At 53.1% G+C, this 17,282-nt stretch carries 16 protein-coding genes; 8 read left to right on the top strand and 8 right to left on the bottom strand.

Going from position 1 to position 17,282, the window contains the following annotated elements; translation table 11 throughout:
• Window positions 1–70: 70 nt before the first annotated feature.
• From atpD to VIN76_RS11765, 4 genes are all read right to left on the bottom strand, one after another.
• On the bottom strand, window positions 71–1,516 hold the full coding sequence (gene atpD / locus VIN76_RS11780) for a F0F1 ATP synthase subunit beta (protein ID WP_332042047.1): 1,446 nt from the start codon (window positions 1,514–1,516) through the stop codon (window positions 71–73).
• 92 nt (window positions 1,517–1,608) lie between these two features.
• Entirely contained in the window at window positions 1,609–2,481 is an 873-nt protein-coding gene (locus VIN76_RS11775; RefSeq protein ID WP_332042046.1) for a F0F1 ATP synthase subunit gamma, read from the bottom strand.
• 76 nt (window positions 2,482–2,557) lie between these two features.
• Complete coding sequence (atpA, locus tag VIN76_RS11770; RefSeq protein WP_332042045.1) at window positions 2,558–4,087, bottom strand: F0F1 ATP synthase subunit alpha; 1,530 nt, start codon at window positions 4,085–4,087, stop codon at window positions 2,558–2,560.
• A 35-nt stretch (window positions 4,088–4,122) separates the two neighbouring features.
• Window positions 4,123–4,677, bottom strand: coding sequence for a F0F1 ATP synthase subunit delta (locus VIN76_RS11765; RefSeq protein WP_332042044.1), 555 nt, complete (start codon window positions 4,675–4,677; stop codon window positions 4,123–4,125).
• A gap of 355 nt (window positions 4,678–5,032) precedes the next feature.
• On the opposite strand from VIN76_RS11765, the gene VIN76_RS11760 reads away from it, so the two are divergent.
• Both VIN76_RS11760 and ada read left to right on the top strand, forming a co-directional pair.
• On the top strand, window positions 5,033–5,524 hold the full coding sequence (locus VIN76_RS11760; RefSeq protein ID WP_332042043.1) for a DUF1203 domain-containing protein: 492 nt from the start codon (window positions 5,033–5,035) through the stop codon (window positions 5,522–5,524).
• Window positions 5,502–6,530 carry a bifunctional DNA-binding transcriptional regulator/O6-methylguanine-DNA methyltransferase Ada gene (gene ada / locus VIN76_RS11755; protein ID WP_332042042.1) on the top strand — a complete coding sequence of 343 codons (1,029 nt, stop codon included), beginning with the start codon at window positions 5,502–5,504 and terminating at the stop codon, window positions 6,528–6,530. The genes VIN76_RS11760 and ada overlap by 23 nt, the downstream gene beginning before the upstream one ends.
• A 183-nt stretch (window positions 6,531–6,713) precedes the next feature.
• Here ada and VIN76_RS11750 read toward each other — a convergent pair whose 3' ends face one another.
• From VIN76_RS11750 to VIN76_RS11740, 3 genes are all read right to left on the bottom strand, one after another.
• On the bottom strand, window positions 6,714–7,457 hold the full coding sequence (locus tag VIN76_RS11750; RefSeq protein WP_332042041.1) for a flavodoxin family protein: 744 nt from the start codon (window positions 7,455–7,457) through the stop codon (window positions 6,714–6,716).
• A 166-nt stretch (window positions 7,458–7,623) separates the two neighbouring features.
• Window positions 7,624–9,174, bottom strand: a complete 1,551-nt coding sequence (locus VIN76_RS11745) for a S1C family serine protease (RefSeq protein WP_332042040.1) — start codon at window positions 9,172–9,174, stop codon at window positions 7,624–7,626.
• A gap of 117 nt (window positions 9,175–9,291) precedes the next feature.
• Window positions 9,292–11,469 carry a primosomal protein N' gene (locus tag VIN76_RS11740; RefSeq protein WP_332042039.1) on the bottom strand — a complete coding sequence of 726 codons (2,178 nt, stop codon included), beginning with the start codon at window positions 11,467–11,469 and terminating at the stop codon, window positions 9,292–9,294.
• Between the two features lie 89 nt (window positions 11,470–11,558).
• Here VIN76_RS11740 and VIN76_RS11735 point away from each other — a divergent pair, with 89 nt between their 5' ends.
• The gene (locus VIN76_RS11735) at window positions 11,559–12,242 is read left to right on the top strand and encodes a DUF4197 domain-containing protein (protein ID WP_332042038.1); all 684 of its coding nucleotides are present in this window, start codon (window positions 11,559–11,561) and stop codon (window positions 12,240–12,242) included.
• 142 nt (window positions 12,243–12,384) lie between these two features.
• Complete coding sequence (gene fsa / locus VIN76_RS11730) at window positions 12,385–13,038, top strand: fructose-6-phosphate aldolase (RefSeq protein WP_332042037.1); 654 nt, start codon at window positions 12,385–12,387, stop codon at window positions 13,036–13,038.
• A gap of 77 nt (window positions 13,039–13,115) precedes the next feature.
• Here the strand turns inward: fsa and VIN76_RS11725 are convergent, their stop codons facing one another.
• Window positions 13,116–14,357: a penicillin-binding protein activator gene (locus VIN76_RS11725; protein ID WP_332042036.1), complete on the bottom strand. Its 1,242-nt coding sequence runs from the start codon at window positions 14,355–14,357 to the stop codon at window positions 13,116–13,118.
• A 1-nt stretch (window position 14,358) separates the two neighbouring features.
• Between VIN76_RS11725 and rsmI the strand changes: the two genes are divergently transcribed.
• The 4 genes from rsmI (at window position 14,359) to VIN76_RS11705 (ending at window position 17,281) form a co-directional block, all read left to right on the top strand.
• Window positions 14,359–15,201 carry a 16S rRNA (cytidine(1402)-2'-O)-methyltransferase gene (rsmI, locus tag VIN76_RS11720; RefSeq protein ID WP_332042035.1) on the top strand — a complete coding sequence of 281 codons (843 nt, stop codon included), beginning with the start codon at window positions 14,359–14,361 and terminating at the stop codon, window positions 15,199–15,201.
• The gene (locus tag VIN76_RS11715) at window positions 15,201–15,554 is read left to right on the top strand and encodes a YraN family protein (protein WP_332042034.1); all 354 of its coding nucleotides are present in this window, start codon (window positions 15,201–15,203) and stop codon (window positions 15,552–15,554) included. Before rsmI ends, VIN76_RS11715 begins: the two co-directional genes overlap by 1 nt.
• A gap of 123 nt (window positions 15,555–15,677) precedes the next feature.
• On the top strand, window positions 15,678–16,634 hold the full coding sequence (gshB, locus tag VIN76_RS11710; protein ID WP_332042033.1) for a glutathione synthase: 957 nt from the start codon (window positions 15,678–15,680) through the stop codon (window positions 16,632–16,634).
• Window positions 16,635–16,678: 44 nt separating this feature from the next.
• Window positions 16,679–17,281, top strand: coding sequence for a DedA family protein (locus tag VIN76_RS11705; RefSeq protein WP_332042032.1), 603 nt, complete (start codon window positions 16,679–16,681; stop codon window positions 17,279–17,281).
• Window position 17,282 lies beyond the last annotated feature (1 nt).

Raw genomic sequence — 17,282 nt, 5'->3', positions numbered from 1 at the left:
TGTAACGGGCGGAACTGTAACAGATCAGCCCCAGCCATTCCCCTCCCCGCAAAGGAGAGGGGATTTATAATTAAGCCGCTTCCGCAGCCAGTTTCTTGCCTTTTTCAATCGCTTCATCAATGCCGCCAACCATGTAGAAGGCATTTTCAGGAAGGTGATCATATTCACCATCCACAACCGCTTTGAACGATTTAATGGTGTCGGCCAGGTCAACAAACTTGCCGGGGATGCCGGTAAAGACTTCTGCAACGTGGAACGGCTGAGACAGGAATTTCTGAATCTTACGAGCACGGGCAACGATCAGCTTATCTTCTTCGGAAAGTTCATCCATGCCGAGAATAGCGATAATGTCTTGCAGCGACTTATATTTCTGCAGTGTTTCCTGAACAGCACGGGCCGTATCATAATGTTCCTGACCCACAACGCGTGGTTCCAGAACACGGGAAGTTGAATCGAGCGGGTCAACAGCAGGGTAGATGCCCAGCTCCGAAATCGCACGGTTCAAAACGGTGGTTGCGTCCAAGTGGGCAAACGAGGTTGCAGGTGCAGGGTCGGTCAAGTCATCGGCAGGAACATAAATTGCCTGAACCGATGTAATCGAACCTTTATTGGTCGAAGTAATACGCTCTTGCAGCTGACCCATATCAGTGGACAGGGTTGGCTGATAGCCCACAGCCGAAGGAATACGGCCCAGAAGTGCAGACACTTCGGAACCAGCCTGCGTAAAGCGGAAGATGTTATCGACGAAGAACAGAACGTCCTGGCCTTCCTGGTCACGGAAATATTCCGCAATGGTCAGTCCGGACAGAGCAACACGGGCACGCGCTCCAGGAGGCTCGTTCATCTGGCCGTAAACGAGGGCCACTTTGGAACCTTCGGAGGTTGCGTTGCCGTCTGCGTCCTTGGCGATAACATTTGCATCAAGAAATTCGTGATAAAGGTCGTTACCTTCACGGGTACGTTCACCCACACCGGCGAACACGGACGTGCCGCCATGGCCTTTGGCAATGTTGTTGATCAGTTCCTGAATAAGAACGGTCTTGCCAACGCCGGCGCCGCCGAACAGGCCAATCTTGCCGCCCTTTGCATAAGGCGCGAGCAAATCGACAACCTTAATGCCGGTGACGAGGATTTCACTGTCTGTAGACTGGTCAACGAAGAGAGGCGCTTCTGCGTGAATGGGGGCAGAGCTTTTTGCACCAATCGGACCAAGCTCGTCAATCGGTTCACCAATCACGTTCATGATACGGCCGAGAGTTTCAGGACCAACAGGCATCATGATCTGTGCGCCGGTGTCGGTGACTTCCTGACCACGGGTCAAACCTTCGGTCGCGTCCATGGCGATAGTGCGGACCGTGTTTTCGCCCAGATGCTGGGCAACTTCAAGCACAAGCCGGTTGCCGTTATTGTCTGTTTCCAGAGCCGACAAAATTGCCGGTATGTCTGTATCAAAGGTCACGTCGACGACAGCGCCGATAACCTGTGAAATGCGGCCTACATTGTTGGTTTTTGCCATTATATTCGTCCTTTAGCCTTCATTCTTTTATCCCTCGCAAAAGCGGAAGGATCAGTCTGCAACAGGTCCCCGCATTGGCGGGAACACAGATATTAAAGCGCCTCTGCGCCAGCGATAATTTCAATCAATTCAGTCGTAATTGCGGCCTGACGGCTGCGGTTATATTCGATGGTCAGGCTGTCGATCAGGTCACCGGCATTGCGGGTCGCGTTATCCATCGCGGTCATCGACGCGCCCTGTTCTGACGCCATATTTTCCAGCAAGGCACCAAAAATCTGGGTGGTCAGATTGCGAGGCAGCAACTCGTTGAGAATTTCCTGCTCGTCCGGTTCATATTCAACAGCAGCATCAGATGCTTCGCCTGAAGTGTCGAGCGCAACCGGAATGATCTGCTGTGCGGTTGGTTCCTGTACAAGCGCGGATTTGAATTTCGAGTAGAAGAGATGGGCCACGTCAAACTGGCCCTCTTCAACCATAGCGGTCAAATCTTCGGCGATGGCCTTGGCTTCGTCAAAGCCCGGTGTTTTCGCTTCGGTCGTGTCAAAATGCTTCAATATCTGTTTGGGATATATGCGCTTGATGACAGGAATACCTTTGCGGCCAACCATATAGAAAAGGACAGTCTTGCCTTCCCCGATCAGTTTTTCCGCCTTCAAGCGTGCTTCCTTGACGATATTGGCGTTAAACGCACCGCAAAGACCGCGGTCCGAGGTTGCCACCACCAAAAGGTGGACCTGATCTTTGCCAGTACCAGCCAGCAGCTTGGGTGAGTTTTCATCCACCGTTACCTTGCCGGCAAGACTCGCCATGACCTTCGCCATTTCCGAGGCATATGGACGAGCGGCTTCCGCTGCCATTTGTGCACGGCGCAATTTTGCGGCGGCCACCATCTTTTTGGCCTTGGTGATCTTCTGGGTCGATTTGACCGACCCGATCCTGTCTTTCAGTTCTTTAAGACTGGCCATAGCTAGTCACTTACTCCAAAATCCAAATTCGCCGCCCATTATCCTGAAACTGGTTCAGGATAACGAGCTTCGAAGGTTACGCGAAACTTTTTCCAAAGGCTGCCAAAGCATCTTCCAGCTTCGCTTTGGTGTCGTCTGCCAGGTCACCGCTTTCACGGATCGTTGTCAGAATGTCGGCGTGCTGGCTACGCATGTGGGCCAGCATGGCTTCTTCGTAGCGCACAACGTCGGTCACTGCGACTGAGTCCAGATGACCATTGGTGCCCGCGTAGATAGAGGCGGTCTGTTCTTCAAACGGCAGCGGAGAGAATTGCGCCTGTTTCAAAAGCTGGGTCAAACGCTCACCACGTGCCAGCAATTTTTGCGTGGACGCATCAAGGTCAGAACCAAATTGCGCGAACGCCGCCATCTCACGATATTGAGCAAGGTCCAGCTTAATCGAGCCGGAAACCTTTTTCATCGCCTTGGTCTGCGCCGCAGAACCCACACGGGAAACCGACAGACCCACGTTAATCGCGGGACGGATGCCCTGGTTAAACAGATCGGTTTCGAGGAAGATCTGACCGTCGGTAATCGAAATCACGTTGGTCGGAATATAGGCGGAAACGTCACCGGCCTGTGTTTCGATGATCGGCAGAGCGGTCAGGGAACCTGAGCCATTATCTTCGTTCATCTTCGCGGCGCGTTCCAGCAAACGGCTATGCAGATAGAAAACGTCGCCGGGATAAGCTTCGCGTCCTGGTGGGCGACGAAGAAGCAGGGACATCTGGCGATAAGCCACAGCCTGTTTGGAAAGATCGTCATAAACGATACAGGCGTGCATGCCGTTATCACGGAAATATTCACCCATGGTCACACCGGTATAAGGTGCGAGATATTGCAGCGGAGCAGGCTCGGAAGCGGTTGCAGCAACAACGATCGAATATTCCATCGCGCCGTTTTCTTCGAGCTGACGCACGATCTGTGCAACGGTCGAACGCTTCTGGCCGACAGCAACATAGATGCAGTATAGCTTTTTGCTTTCGTCATCACCGGCATTGACTGTTTTCTGGTTGATGAACGTGTCGATGGCGACGGCGGTCTTACCCGTCTGACGGTCACCAATGATCAATTCGCGCTGGCCGCGGCCAACGGGAACCAGAGCGTCAAGCGCCTTCAGGCCGGTTTGAACAGGCTCATGCACCGATTTACGCGGGATGATGCCCGGCGCTTTGACTTCAACACGGCTACGTTTGTCAGTGTTGATCGGACCCTTGCCGTCAATGGGATTGCCAAGACCGTCAACAACGCGGCCAAGCAGTTCTTTACCGATAGGAACGTCCACAATAGTTCCGGTCCGTTTGACGACATCGCCTTCTTTAATTTCTGAGTCAGAACCAAAGATCACGACACCGACATTATCGGCTTCGAGGTTCAGCGCCATGCCCTGAATACCGTTGGAAAATTCAACCATCTCACCGGCTTGCACCTGGTCCAGACCGTGGATACGGGCGATGCCGTCACCAACAGCCAGAACGGTTCCGATTTCGGAAACCTCGGCTTCATTGCCAAAATTGGCGATCTGGTCCTTGATGACCTTTGAAATTTCTGCGGCGCGAATATCCATTATTCTCTTCCTTTAGTCCTTTATGGCCTGAGCCATTAGCCTTTCATGGCTTGGGAAAGCGTGTTCAAACGGGTTTTAATTGAATTGTCGATCATCTGGCTGCCAATTTTGACGACCAGACCGCCCAGAATGGACGGATCAACAAAGGTGGAAACCGATACATCGTTCCCCACACGTTTTTTCAGCTGCGCTTTCAGCGCATCAATTTGTGCATCATCCATTGGATGGGCGGAGGTTACCTCTGCAGTAACTTCACCGCGATGGTTGGCCGCCAGAGTTGTAAAGGCGCGAATGATGGCCGGTATCTGGTCTAGACGGCGATTGGCCGCAAGAACACCCAGCGTATTGGTGGTCAGGCCATCCAGCTTCATTTTCTTTGCGAGAGCGGCAATTGCTGTGGCAGCAGTCGCACGGGACAAAACCGGGCTGCTGATCAGCGCCTTCAGGTCGTCCGATTCGCTCACGGCCTTGCCGAGTGAAGCGAGGCTTGCTTCGACTTTGTCGATGGCTTTGTTTTCGGTGGCCAAGGCGAACAGTGCAGTGGCGTAACGCCCTGCTAAACTCGCTCTAATGCCGCTGGAATTCTCCACGCGCCTGCTAACTCCTTCGTTACTTCGTATATATTCATTGACCTGAAAACCGGGTCAAAAAACTGCTAAGTGATCATGACTCCTGACAGGTGAAATACTGTGCATCTCGCCTTAGGTTGGGCGGCGTCTAGCAACCATTTTGCTGCGACGCAAGATGGCTTTGGGAATGATTTTTAACAAGCTGGTTGTGACAAGATTTGCAACTGCGACCGACGTTCGTGCAGAGGACGTCGGCAGGGGCTTACAATATACTAAAACGCTGCCGGATATAAATTTGCTTTGAGCGCAAGATACGGGAAGCAGCGTTGCCGGATACTGTGTAAATTCCTCCTATCAAACAGCATGGAGAGAATTTGTGACATATCAGATTAGCGGCCTTAGTCCTAGGCTCGCCGAGCCATTTGAAGGAATAGACGACGCACAACTAACCACACTGGGCGCTGTCCGGATGGTAGCGACAAGCAAGCCCGGCTTTCCGTGCCGGATATCGCTGGCTGATGCCGAAGTGGGTGAGGAAATCATTCTCTTTCACCACGTCTCTCATGATGTGGACAGCCCGTACCGCAGTGCATACGCCATTTTTATCCGGACAGGATTAACGGAAGCCGCGCATTATATCGATGAAATACCGCCCGTTTTTCAGGATCGTAACCTGGCAATGCGGGCCTTTGGCAAGGACGCGATGCTAAAAACGGCCATGCTGTCGTTGTCTGGGAATGCCGATAAGTCTATTCGGGAATTGTTCGAATTGGACGAGGTGGCCTATATAGATGTCCACAATGCAGCGTACGGTTGTTTGCCGCGCGAGTGGAGAGATTCGAAGCATGACACGCGAACATGTAGATAGCGACCAGGCCTGGAAAGCGGTGTGCTCCCGCGACCGTTCCTTCGACGGGCAATTTGTTACCGGCGTTTTGAGCACGGGAATCTACTGTCGCCCTTCCTGTGCCGCGCGCCATCCGAAGCGAGAGAATGTGCGTTTTTTTGCAAAACCGGAGCAAGCAGAGGCGGCAGGGCTTCGGCCATGCCTCAGATGCCGGCCCAATGACGTGGCGCGCGATGAGGCAGCGGTAAAAGCCGTCATCGATGCGATTAGAATGCTCGAAACGGCGCCCAAGCTGGACGAGCTTGCAAAGCTTACAGGCTATTCGCCAACGCACCTGCAAAGAATATTCAAACGCGAAACCGGATTGTCACCCGCTGCCTATGGCCGGGCTTTACGCTCCGAACGGATGAAAGACGCGCTTGAGGATGGAGCTTCTGTAACAGATGCTATTTACGATGCAGGTTATGGTTCCGCATCACGATTTTATGAGGAAAAGAAAATGGGCATGAAAGCCAGTGCCTGGAAAAATGGCGGGGCAGGAGTCGCAATTCACTGGGCCAAAGTCGAAACATCGCTTGGCTCGATGATGGTTGCAGCGACTGACAAGGGTGTTTGCTGCCTGTCTTTCAACGAAGGGGAGCAAGAGCTACGCAAACGCTTCCCCAAGGCTGATTTGCAGCAGGGGAATCCAGCGTTCGGGAAACTGCTGGATGACGTTGTCAGTCAGGTTGAGCAGCCCAACCGGCCGCATAATATCCCGCTGGACGTGCAGGGCACGGCATTCCAGGAAGCGGTCTGGCAAGAGCTTCGGAAAATTCCGCTCGGCGAGACGCGCAGCTATGCTGAGATTGCCGCCGCGATTGGCAAGCCCAAAGCGGTGCGTGCTGTGGGAAGTGCGAATGGCGCCAATAATGTCGCCGTCCTGATTCCCTGTCACCGCGTGGTTCGCAGCGATGGCACTATGGGCGGCTATGCTTATGGACTGGATATCAAAGAGCGGTTGCTGAAAAAGGAATCTGGAAACTGACGGCAGCTCGGCCTGATGCTGCATTAGCTTCACGACTTCCGGCACTATGGAAACTCCGTCATTCTCGCGAAGGCGGGAATCTCTCAAAAGACATCGACACATTGAAGGTTAGAAAGCTGGATTCCCGCCTTCGCGGGAATGACGATTGTGATTGGCTAGTAGGCGCCGGCTAGATCCGAGCAATTACCGATATTCTGGGTTGGGATGATTATAGCGGACACCCTCATCCCACGCGTCGCGCGAATTGCCATATTGGGGAATACCGCCCGCCTGTTTCAATATATTGGCCATGTGCATCAGGTTCCATGCCAAGAATGTCGCATTACGCTGTGTAAAATCACTATCGAAACCGACACGGCTGCCATCATCCTGTTTATCGCCATAGGATGGACCCGGGCCGATGGCGCCAATCCAACCCGCATCGGCCTGCGGCGGAATGGTATATCCAATATGGGCGAGGGAATAGAGCGTGCTCATGGCACAATGTTTCACACCATCTTCATTGCCTGTGACAATACAGCCGCCGGTTTTGCCATAGAAAATATATTGCCCTTTATCATTAGTCTCGCCGGAATGGGCATAGAGCCGTTCAATTATCTTGCGACATTCAGACGATACTTCGCCAAGCCAGATTGGGGTACCGATAACCAGAATATCACTGGCCATTACCGTTTTGGAAATTTCGGGCCATGCGTCCTCGTCAAAACCTTCTTTGGTCATGTCGGGATAAACACCGGGGGCAATGGCATGATCGGCACTGCGATAGCATTTAACCGCTACGCCGGCATCTTCCATAATTTTTCGGACAACATCCATCAGGCATTCGGTGTGGCTGAATGATGGCGACGGCTTTAGCGTGCAGTTGATAAAGACAGCTTTCAATCCGGAATAGTCAGGTGCTTCTGGGGCATCCTTTGCATCGGTCATCGGAAATCCTTTGCGAAACTATATTACCATTTACCGGTAATCCCGAAACCAGTTTCTTTCTTTTTACCACATCCATTAATTAGGGTCCATCAAAGGCCAATTCATAAAAAGCCCATCCATCAAAGAATATCCGATCTCACTTCTCAGGTGGCTGTCACAGCTTTCATCATTGCGACAATTTTTCGCATTCATAAACCAGCCGTTCGTTGGTTTGCGGCGGCAATTCACTTCGGATGGATTTCACCATCTCGGCAATTTCGGAAAGTGCCCTTTCATCGGTGGTGCAACTTCTGTAGCCATATTGCTGGCGAATGTCGCGGGCACGGGACATTGCGGCCAGGCCAAGAAGGTAACGCTCGGTCGTGAATTCTGCGGTTGCCGGATTAAAGCTGCTTATTGTGACAGTCTGTTCCTGATTGGGCACGAAAATCCGCGACCACTTGCCACCATCAGGGGCATATTGGGTGCGGCCGTTGACGCAGCCACTTTCTGTCCATTCCAGATCCAGAGAGTCAACTTCGGACACGGTGATCCGGCTGCGGTCAAGGTTCAAATTACATTTATATACCCCGCTAGTAGCGAGTGTTTGTCGGTTATTTTCTTCTTCCTTTTCTTCGGGAAGTTCTTCTTTGAGTGCGGCTGCAACGCGGTCGTCAATTTCACTGAAGCTGGGCCGGGACAGGAAAATGAGGATTGCGCCAACCAACAACAATGCGGCACCGCCGGCAGTGCCGATTGCGGGGGTGCGCTTATCCTTGAACATCAGATATCCCGCGCCTCCGATAGTCGCCAGTGAAAGCACCAGCATCAGCGCGGCAATAGCCAGATGATTTTCACGTTTGGTGATAATATCCGCACTGATGGAGCGGCGTAGCTGGGCTTCGGTCTGCAGGCGCTTTGCCGTTTTGGCTTTTTCGGCAGCCTCTATCTTTGCCCTTGCGGCGGCCTCACGCTGTTCTTCCTGAAGGCTGAATGCGGCGGCAGAACGGCAAGGAGTGGCGGTTATCGAAGGTTTGACGCCGGCTTTGCGGAGAAAGGACAGGATCTCGCGGCTGGATACAGCAAAGCCGAATTCTGCATCATTGCCATCCGAAATCGATCCAAAGCTGTTTGCCCCCAATATCCGACCGCAATTGTCGATTAGCGGACCGCCGCTATTGCCACTGGCAATCGGCGCAGTGTGCAATATCGTATCAAATTGTTTGGTGGAGCGTCCGCCCGATACAGAGCCGCGCGTTTTAACAGGGGACATAGGGGTAATGAGTTCGTCGAGATTAAGTCCCTGCGCGCGGTCCACAGAGCCGGGATAGCCAACTGCCAGAACTTCGGCCCCGTCCTCTATCGGACCGCTGAACACTGTCATGGGTGGCAGTCGCCCGCCATCCTCAATCTGGATCAGCGCCAGATCATTGCCCGGAGAATAAGCAATGATCCTTCCGCCATAACTGGTTGATCCCTGAGACGGCACAATGCCGATGACAACCGATTTTTCCTGGCGCGCTATTTCAACCACATGGGCATTTGTTACAATTTTGTCAGGGGCAACCGCGAAACCGCTGCCATGGCCAACAAAGGCGACTTGATCGCCATCTGTTGCGGCCAGAACCACGCGGACGACCGAGCGGCTGGCGGCAGCAATATCTGCCGGGTCTGCCTGAGCCGGACCTGCAAGCAGAGCGGTAAGGGCAAGAGCAAGAATAGCAAGGAAGCGGTTCATTAGTGAGCCTTCAGTTTTACGCTTCGCATAGGATACGAAGCCCAGTGATTGAGCGCTACCATTACCTTCCATCCTGTATCAAGCATGGAGCGCAAGGGGGATCGTGTTTTTCATGGATCAGACAAAGCTGTAGGGATCGACATCGACGCTGACACGCACGGCTCTTGGCCATTCCAGTTTTTCCAGCCAGGCGCGCGTAATATCCTGCAAGTCAACCGACCGGTGGGCATGGATCAGCAAGCGGTGGCGGTAGCGCCCTCTCAGCATGGCGAGCGGGGCGGGGGCAGGGCCATAAACCGCAAAGCCTTCCACCTTTGGCGCGGTCTGGCCGATCAGGCGGGCCGTTTCCATCGCTTCCGAGTTATCTTCCGATGATATGATGATCGCGGCAAGCCTTGAAAAAGGCGGGGCAGCGGCTGCGCGGCGGGACTCCGTCTCGGCAGCATAAAAGCCATCCCGGTCGCCCTTGATAAGCGCCTGAATCACCGGCGCGCCCGGCATGCGGGTCTGAACATAGACATGGCCCGGTTTTTCGGCCCTCCCGGCTCGCCCCGCGACCTGTGCAATTTGTTGGAAACTCCGCTCTGCCGCGCGCAAATCCCCGCCTTCAAGGCCAATGTCCGCATCGACAACACCCACCAGCGTCAGGTTGGGAAAGTGATAGCCTTTGGTAACGAGCTGCGAGCCAATTACGATATCTATCATTCCTGACTCCATCTGCTCCACAAATTCACCAGCCTTGGCAGGCGACCAGATGGTATCGGAAGTGACAATCGCGGTTCGCGCCTGGGGAAAAAGCATTTTGACCTCATCGCAAATACGCTCAACCCCCGGACCACAAGCGACAAGCGAATCCTCGTCACCGCATTCCGGACATTTATCCGGCTGCGGCATAACATGTCCGCAATGATGACAAGCCAGACGTTTTGTCAGCCTGTGCTCGACCATCCATGCCGTGCAGTTCGGGCAATTGATGCGATGGCCACATGTCCGGCACAAAGTAAGCGGAGCAAAACCGCGGCGATTTAGAAAAAGTAATGATTGCTCACCCTTATCAAGGTTCTCTTCCAGCGCATTAATCAGAGTCGGCGCAAGCCACGACCCGCGCGCAGGAATGTCCTGCGTCAGGTCGAGCGCTTCAATTTTTGGCAAGGTTGCTGCACCAAAGCGGGCTGGCAGTTCGAGCAGCTTATAATTGCCTTGATCGACTTGATGCAGACTTTCAATCGCGGGTGTGGCAGAGGCAAGAGCTACTGGTATCTTCTCATGCAATGCACGCATCACAGCAACATCGCGCGCATGATAGCGCACGCCATCTTCCTGTTTGAAACTCACTTCATGAGCTTCATCAACGATGATCAGGCCGAGATTCTTATAGGGCAGAAACAAGGCTGAGCGCGCTCCTACCACAACTTTTGCACCGCCATCTGCCAAAGCGCGCCAGTTTTTCTTGCGATCCGATTGTTTAAGCCCGCTGTGCCACGCTATCGGTTCAGCGCCAAAGCGCGCCTTGAACCGGTCCAGAAACGGTTCAGTCAAAGCGATTTCAGGAAGCAAAACTAAAGTCTGCTTATTTTGACGTAAGGCTTCCGCCACCGCTTCAAAATAGACCTCGGTCTTACCGGAACCTGTCACACCATCCAATAGATAGGGCTGGAAAGATGCGGCCTGAACTGCATCAGTCAACTCCCGGCTGATCCGTTTTTGATCGTCGCTCAAATCTACCTTTGCAAATTCAGGATCAGGATGCTGGATATTCACGAAGGGAGAAACTTCACTGCGATTCAGTGCGCCCGCTTTCTCTAGCCCCCTGATTACGGCAATAGAGACATCTGCTTTATAAGCCAGCTCACTAATCGTGCCTTGAATGTCGGCGAGTTTCTTAAGCGCCTGTTCCCTTTGGGGTGTCATCCGGTCGGGGATATTACCGTTTAAATGATATTCAATAATCGGGCGGTTATCGGCAAATGCCGCGCCGCTTGACAGGACCATGCGCAGGACTGATGAAGGAGAGGCAAAATAATAATGCGCGGTCCATTCGATCAGACGCCTTAGCGGCGCGGACAGAGGCGGCACATCTCGAACTTCCAAAATCTTGCGGAGCTTTTTCGGGTCAATCTCATCTATTGGAAAGCCTTCTGCTTCCCAAATAACGCCCGGAACTTTGCGCGGTCCAAGCGGTGCCATTACTATTGATCCCAGCTTTGCATCCATTCCGTCGGGCACAAGGTAATCGAGCGGCCCCAAAGCTGCATTGAGCAATAGCACTCTCACTCGATTTGTGGCACGATTCATATCGCCCGTATAAGCATGGTTTGGGACCGCGTCACCAACTGCTATGCAAACAATTGGGTGCAGGCTTTTAAGGGCTAGGGGGTAGGATTATGCAGAATATTGATCGCCGGAAATTTCTGTCGAATGGACTCATTGGAGTCGCAACGGCTATATTCGTATTGCCGGGCTGTGTCAGCCTGCCTCCGCTCAGCTTGACAGAAGCGGTCAGGCGGCTGCTGACTGTCTCGTCGCAAAATGCTTTTGCCGAATTGATGCAGCCCAACGGGTTTTTTGACAGCCAGGTAGCGCGCATATCGGTGCCAGACAGGTTGGGCGGTGCGCCTGTGACGAATATCGCAACGGCGGTGCTGCGGTCTGAGCCAATCCAGAAACGTTTGCTCAAACAGGTGAACCGCGCCGCTGAGACAGGGGCGGAGCTGGCCGCACCGGTCATTGCTGACACCATAAGAAACATGAGCATAGCCGATGCGGCGTCGATCATCAAAGGCGGGGACCGCGCCGCCACTAATCTTTTGCAGCGTGAGCTTGGTTCGTCATTGGTCACCCATATGTTGCCGGGGATCAGCAAGGGTTTGAACTTGTTTGACAATGAAATAATCAACCTGGCTCTGTCACAGGTCAGCGATATAGATTTTGCCGAGATTAGCGAGGACGTCACGATCAAAACCAGCGAGGCGATCTACCGCTCCATCGGCACGCAGGAGGCCAGAATCCGGGCCAATCCATCGGCCACAGGCGATCCGCTGTTAATCAGTGTGTTCGGCTTGAGCTGACCAGTTTTATCCACCGGGTAACCCGCAAGCTATCCACAGCTTTATGCACATTTATTCGATATGCTCTGTTTCGCCCGGCCATAAAAACCGGTAAGCGGGCCGTAAGCATATTTAACGCACCTGCATCCGGAGTAGAAACCCCATGAAATTTTTTGTTGATACCGCTGACACCGCCGAAATCGCCGATCTGGCCGCAACCGGGATGGTTGATGGCGTCACCACCAACCCGTCACTGATTAAAAAATCGGGCCGGGATATTATGGAAGTGACCAAGGAAATCTGCGGTCTGACCGATGGCCCTGTTTCCGCAGAAGTGGTTGCGCTGGACCATGAAACAATGATGAAAGAAGCAGAAGTGCTTCGCAAAATCGCGGACAATGTCTGCATCAAAGTACCGCTCACCATTGATGGCCTGAAAACCTGCAAAGCGCTGAGCAGCGAAGGCACGATGGTCAATGTGACGCTTTGCTTCTCTGCCAATCAGGCGTTGTTAGCCGCCAAAGCGGGCGCGAGCTTTATATCCCCATTTGTCGGACGCCATGACGATAATGGTTTTGACGGAATGAAGCTGATTGATGATATCCGCCTGATTTACGACAATTATGCCTTTGATACGGAGATTTTGGTCGCTTCCATTCGCCACCCGGTCCACGTTCTGGAATCGGCGCGTATCGGTGCTGATGTCGCTACCATGCCGCCAAATGTCATTCGCGGATTGTTCAAGCATGTTTTGACCGACAAAGGCATTGAAGGCTTTTTGGCCGACTGGAAAGATACCGGCCAACAGATCGGCTAATCTGTAATATTCAATGCTGTATTATGAGGTCATCCCGGCCCGGTCTTGGCCGGGTTGACCCCTTAAAGAGTAAGCTATCAAAACCCCTTGGGTGCGGGGTCTATGACGCTAAAGCTGCCATCCCTGATTTCCTGCACTTCCAGAGCCCGTTCCGAAATGCCATTGCGGCGGAAACGGAATACGCCGTCCAGACCGACAAACCCACCCGGATCAGTCAGCTGATTGATCGGGAATGGGGTGCCCACTTTCCAGTTTTGCGCCACTTTGACGGTAAGCAGAACCGAATCATATCCCAGACTGGAAAGCCGGAAAGGCGCGCTGCCATAACGGCTGCGATATTTGGTGGCATATTGCCGGTATAAACCATCTGAAACACTGGCAAACCACGCTCCGCGCAAAGACGGGGTTCCGGCAAGTTCGCTGCTGGTGTTCCAAAGGTCGGTACCCAAAATCTTGGCTGTATCGCTGGCATTTTTGCGGATATAGGGTGCGGCCTGAATCGCCATCGTGCCATTATCTGCCAATAAGACGGCATCAAAGTCACCATTTTGGGACAGTTTCTTCGTGGCCGCTTCAACTGACGCCGCATCGCGGTTGAAATTCTGGATCGAAACAACTGTTCCGCCTGCATCCTTAACTGAGCTCAGCAAGTTAGAAGAAGCGCGCTGTCCATAGACGCCATTTGGCACCAATGCGGCAAAACGGTTCATGCCCTTTGACTTGGCATAGCTGACAACGCGTTCGATTGATTGCGCTGGAATGTGACCGAGCAGAAAGACATTATTTCCCGCAACACCGGAGTCATTGGAAAAGCTGAGTATTGGCACACCAGCGGGCCGTGCGATATTTGCTGTCGCTACAACATTGTCGCTGAGCAGGGGGCCGATGATTAGTTTATTGCCATCCGCAATTGCTTTGGTAGCAGCCGCGGTAATACCTTTGGCAGTATCATAGCTGGTCATGCGGATATTCTGCGCCTTGGTATCAAGCAGCGCCATCGTAGACGCGTTAGCCAGAGATTGACCGATACCGGCATTTTTACCGGATAGGGGAACCAACAAGGCAATCCGGTGATGATTTTCATCGCTGGGCAGGTCACCTGTTACCGGCGGCGGTGCAGGTGTGGGTGTAGGTGGCGGCTCTGTTCCGCGCGGCATGATTGTTCCGCAACCCGCCAGAAATATGACGGAAGCGAGGCCGGCATATTTCAACAAGCTACGGCGGCCATTTGGTGCGGCGTTTTGCGGGGGCGCAAAACTTGCCTGGGGGAATGATTTTTCATCCTGTCCTACATGCGATTTATCTGTCATGGCATTCATTATGTCTGCTCCCATTGAACATGGTCTGTATATCGTGGCTACGCCAATCGGCAACCTCGGAGATTTATCCCGCCGAGCGGTAGAAATCCTTGGCATTGCGGATATTATTTTAGTGGAAGATTCAAGAGTTACCGGCAAGCTTCTGAATCATATCGGTAAAAAGGGCAAGATGGTCGTCTATAATGACCATAAGGGAGAGCAGGAACGGCAAGAAATTTTAGCATCATTAAGATGCAAAATTGTCGCACTGGTTAGCGATGCGGGGACACCGCTCATCTCTGACCCCGGTTACAAGCTGGTTCGGGACGCACGGGCACAGGGGGTCTATGTCACAACAGTGCCGGGCCCAAGTGCTGTTATTGCCGCGCTCACCTTATCGGGATTACCCAGTGACCGGTTTTTGTTCGAGGGTTTTTTGCCGAGCAAAAGCAAAGCGCGTGGTGAGGCTTTGGCCGAGTTGAAGCCGATTAAGGCAACACTGATATTCTATGAAAATGGTTCCCGGCTTGGTGCGATGCTGGCGGACGCGCTGGACCATTTGGGAGATCGCCCGGCGGCCGTGATCCGCGAAATCACCAAGAAATTTGAAGAAACGGTCACCGGCAGCCTGAAAGAACTGGCTGACCGCTATGCCGATGAAAAGCCCAAGGGAGAGATTGTCGTCGTGGTCGGACCGCCAGTAGCGGCAGAACCGGCAAGTGACACGGATATCGAGGAAGCGCTTCGCGAAGCGTTGCAACGGCTTCCGGCATCAAAAGCCGCCGGGGAGGTTTCCCGTATCTATAGTGCCGACCGGAAGGCGCTTTACGATTTGGCAAATCGTTGGAAAGCGGAAGGCCGGTAATGACGCGCAAGCGTGCTGAACAACAGGGAAGGCGCGCAGAAAGCATTGCCGCAGGTTGGCTGCGCTTGCACGGCTGGCGAATATTGGCCCAGCGTGTCCGCACTCCGCGCGGCGAAGTGGATTTGATAGCAAAGCGGGGCGGACTGGTTGCTTTTGTGGAAGTTAAAGCGCGGACGAAGATTGAGGATCTGGAACTGGCTATTGACCATCACCGGCTAAAACGGGTCGCTGCGGCGGTCGAAATTCTCTATCCGGAATATTGCCAGAATGGCGAAGATGCGCGGATTGATGTGATTTTGGTTGCACCGCGCCGCTTACCGACCCATTTAACCAATGTCTGGCATGGGTTTTAGCCGCGCCAATCAATCCGTTAGTCCCGAGCTGGTCGAAGGACGCCTGTTATTTGCCGATAAATGCATTCGATAGGTTGAAACACTAACGGATATGTGACCGCCATATTCAAGGGATGATAGGTTATGAGTTTGAGAATCGCTGTGCAAATGGACCCGATGGAAACTGTGAATATCGCAGGGGACAGCAGTTTCGCTTTGATGATTGCGGCGCAAAAGCGCGGCCACCGGCTTTATCATTATAATGTAAAAGACCTCACATATGTTGGTGGCCGTCTTTATTCACTCGCGCATCCGGTCGAGGTGCAGCAGGTGGAGGGGGACCATTATGAATTTGGCGAGCAGGTCAGGATTGATTTAGGAAGGGATATCGACGTTGTTCTCATGCGTCAGGATCCGCCTTTCGATGTCGGTTATATCACCGCGACGCATCTTCTGGAACGTATCGAGCATGAAACCCTGGTCGTCAACAATCCGGCATCGGTCCGTAACGCACCTGAAAAAGTCTATGTTCTGGACTACGCGCAATTTATGCCGCCAACATTGGTTACGCGAAACATTGATGAAATCCGTGCTTTTCAAGCGGAACATGGCGCGATTGTCGTGAAACCACTGCACGGTAATGGTGGCAAGGCTATATTTCTTGTCCCGGAAGATGGCAGCAATTTAAGTGCCTTGACCGAGCTGTTTAACCAGACTTGGCCCGAACCGCATATGATCCAGCCGTTTCTTCCAGAAGTGCAGGATGGTGACAAGCGCATCGTTTTGGTTGACGGTGAAGTTGCTGGCGCGATCAACCGCAAGCCGGGGAAAGGGGAGTTCCGTTCCAACCTGGCGCAAGGCGGCTATGCCGAAGCGGCGGTGCTAACGAAGCGAGAGAAGGAAATTTGCGCGGCGATGGGACCGGACCTGAAGCGCCTTGGCCTGCTGTTCGTGGGCATTGATGTGATCGGCGGGAAATGGCTGACCGAGATCAATGTGACATCGCCAACCGGCATTGTGGCGATCGACAAGTTTAATGGCACTGATACGTCGGGAATGATCTGGGATGCGATTGAAGCGCGGATCAGCGCGCGCGCGTAAGAATATTTCCGGGAACACATGAACAATCAAATGGTTTGGGTCACATGAGTGAGTGGATTCCCGATTTTATCGAACAAGGCGGTTATCTGGCGATTGCCTTGCTCATGGCTGCCGAGAATATATTCCCCCCTATACCCTCCGAACTGATCATGGGATTGGGCGGCGTCGCTGTCGGACACGGCGGTTTTTCTGCACCGCTACTGGTCCTGGTGGGCTCGCTTGGCTCCCTTGCTGGTAATTATATGTGGTTCATGATCGGGCGGCATTGGGACGAGGACGACGTGCGCAACTTTGTCCGAAAGCACGGCCGCTGGCTGACCCTTGACGTGCGGAGCGTGAACCGGATTGATGCCACATTCGATAATCACGGCGAATGGGTCGTCTTTTTTGCGCGTTGCATACCCAATATACGCACCCTTATTTCGGTTCCGGCCGGGTTGTTCGGGATGTCCCACAAGCGTTTCATATTGGCCACTTTGGCAGGGGCATCCGTATGGAATAGCGCGCTGGTCTTTGCAGGATATCAACTGCAACAAAATGTCGACGAGATCGAAAAATATGTCGGCCCGGTGTCGATAGGTGTCATCGTGTTGGCCATAGTCATCTATATCTGGCGCGTAATTTTCTGGCGACCGAAGGAAGAATAGC

The organism is Parasphingorhabdus sp. (genome assembly GCF_036568145.1).
Lineage (GTDB): Bacteria > Pseudomonadota > Alphaproteobacteria > Sphingomonadales > Sphingomonadaceae > Parasphingorhabdus.
Note: the sequence above shows the minus strand (reverse complement) of the source record. Positions and strands in the feature narration are given on the sequence as shown.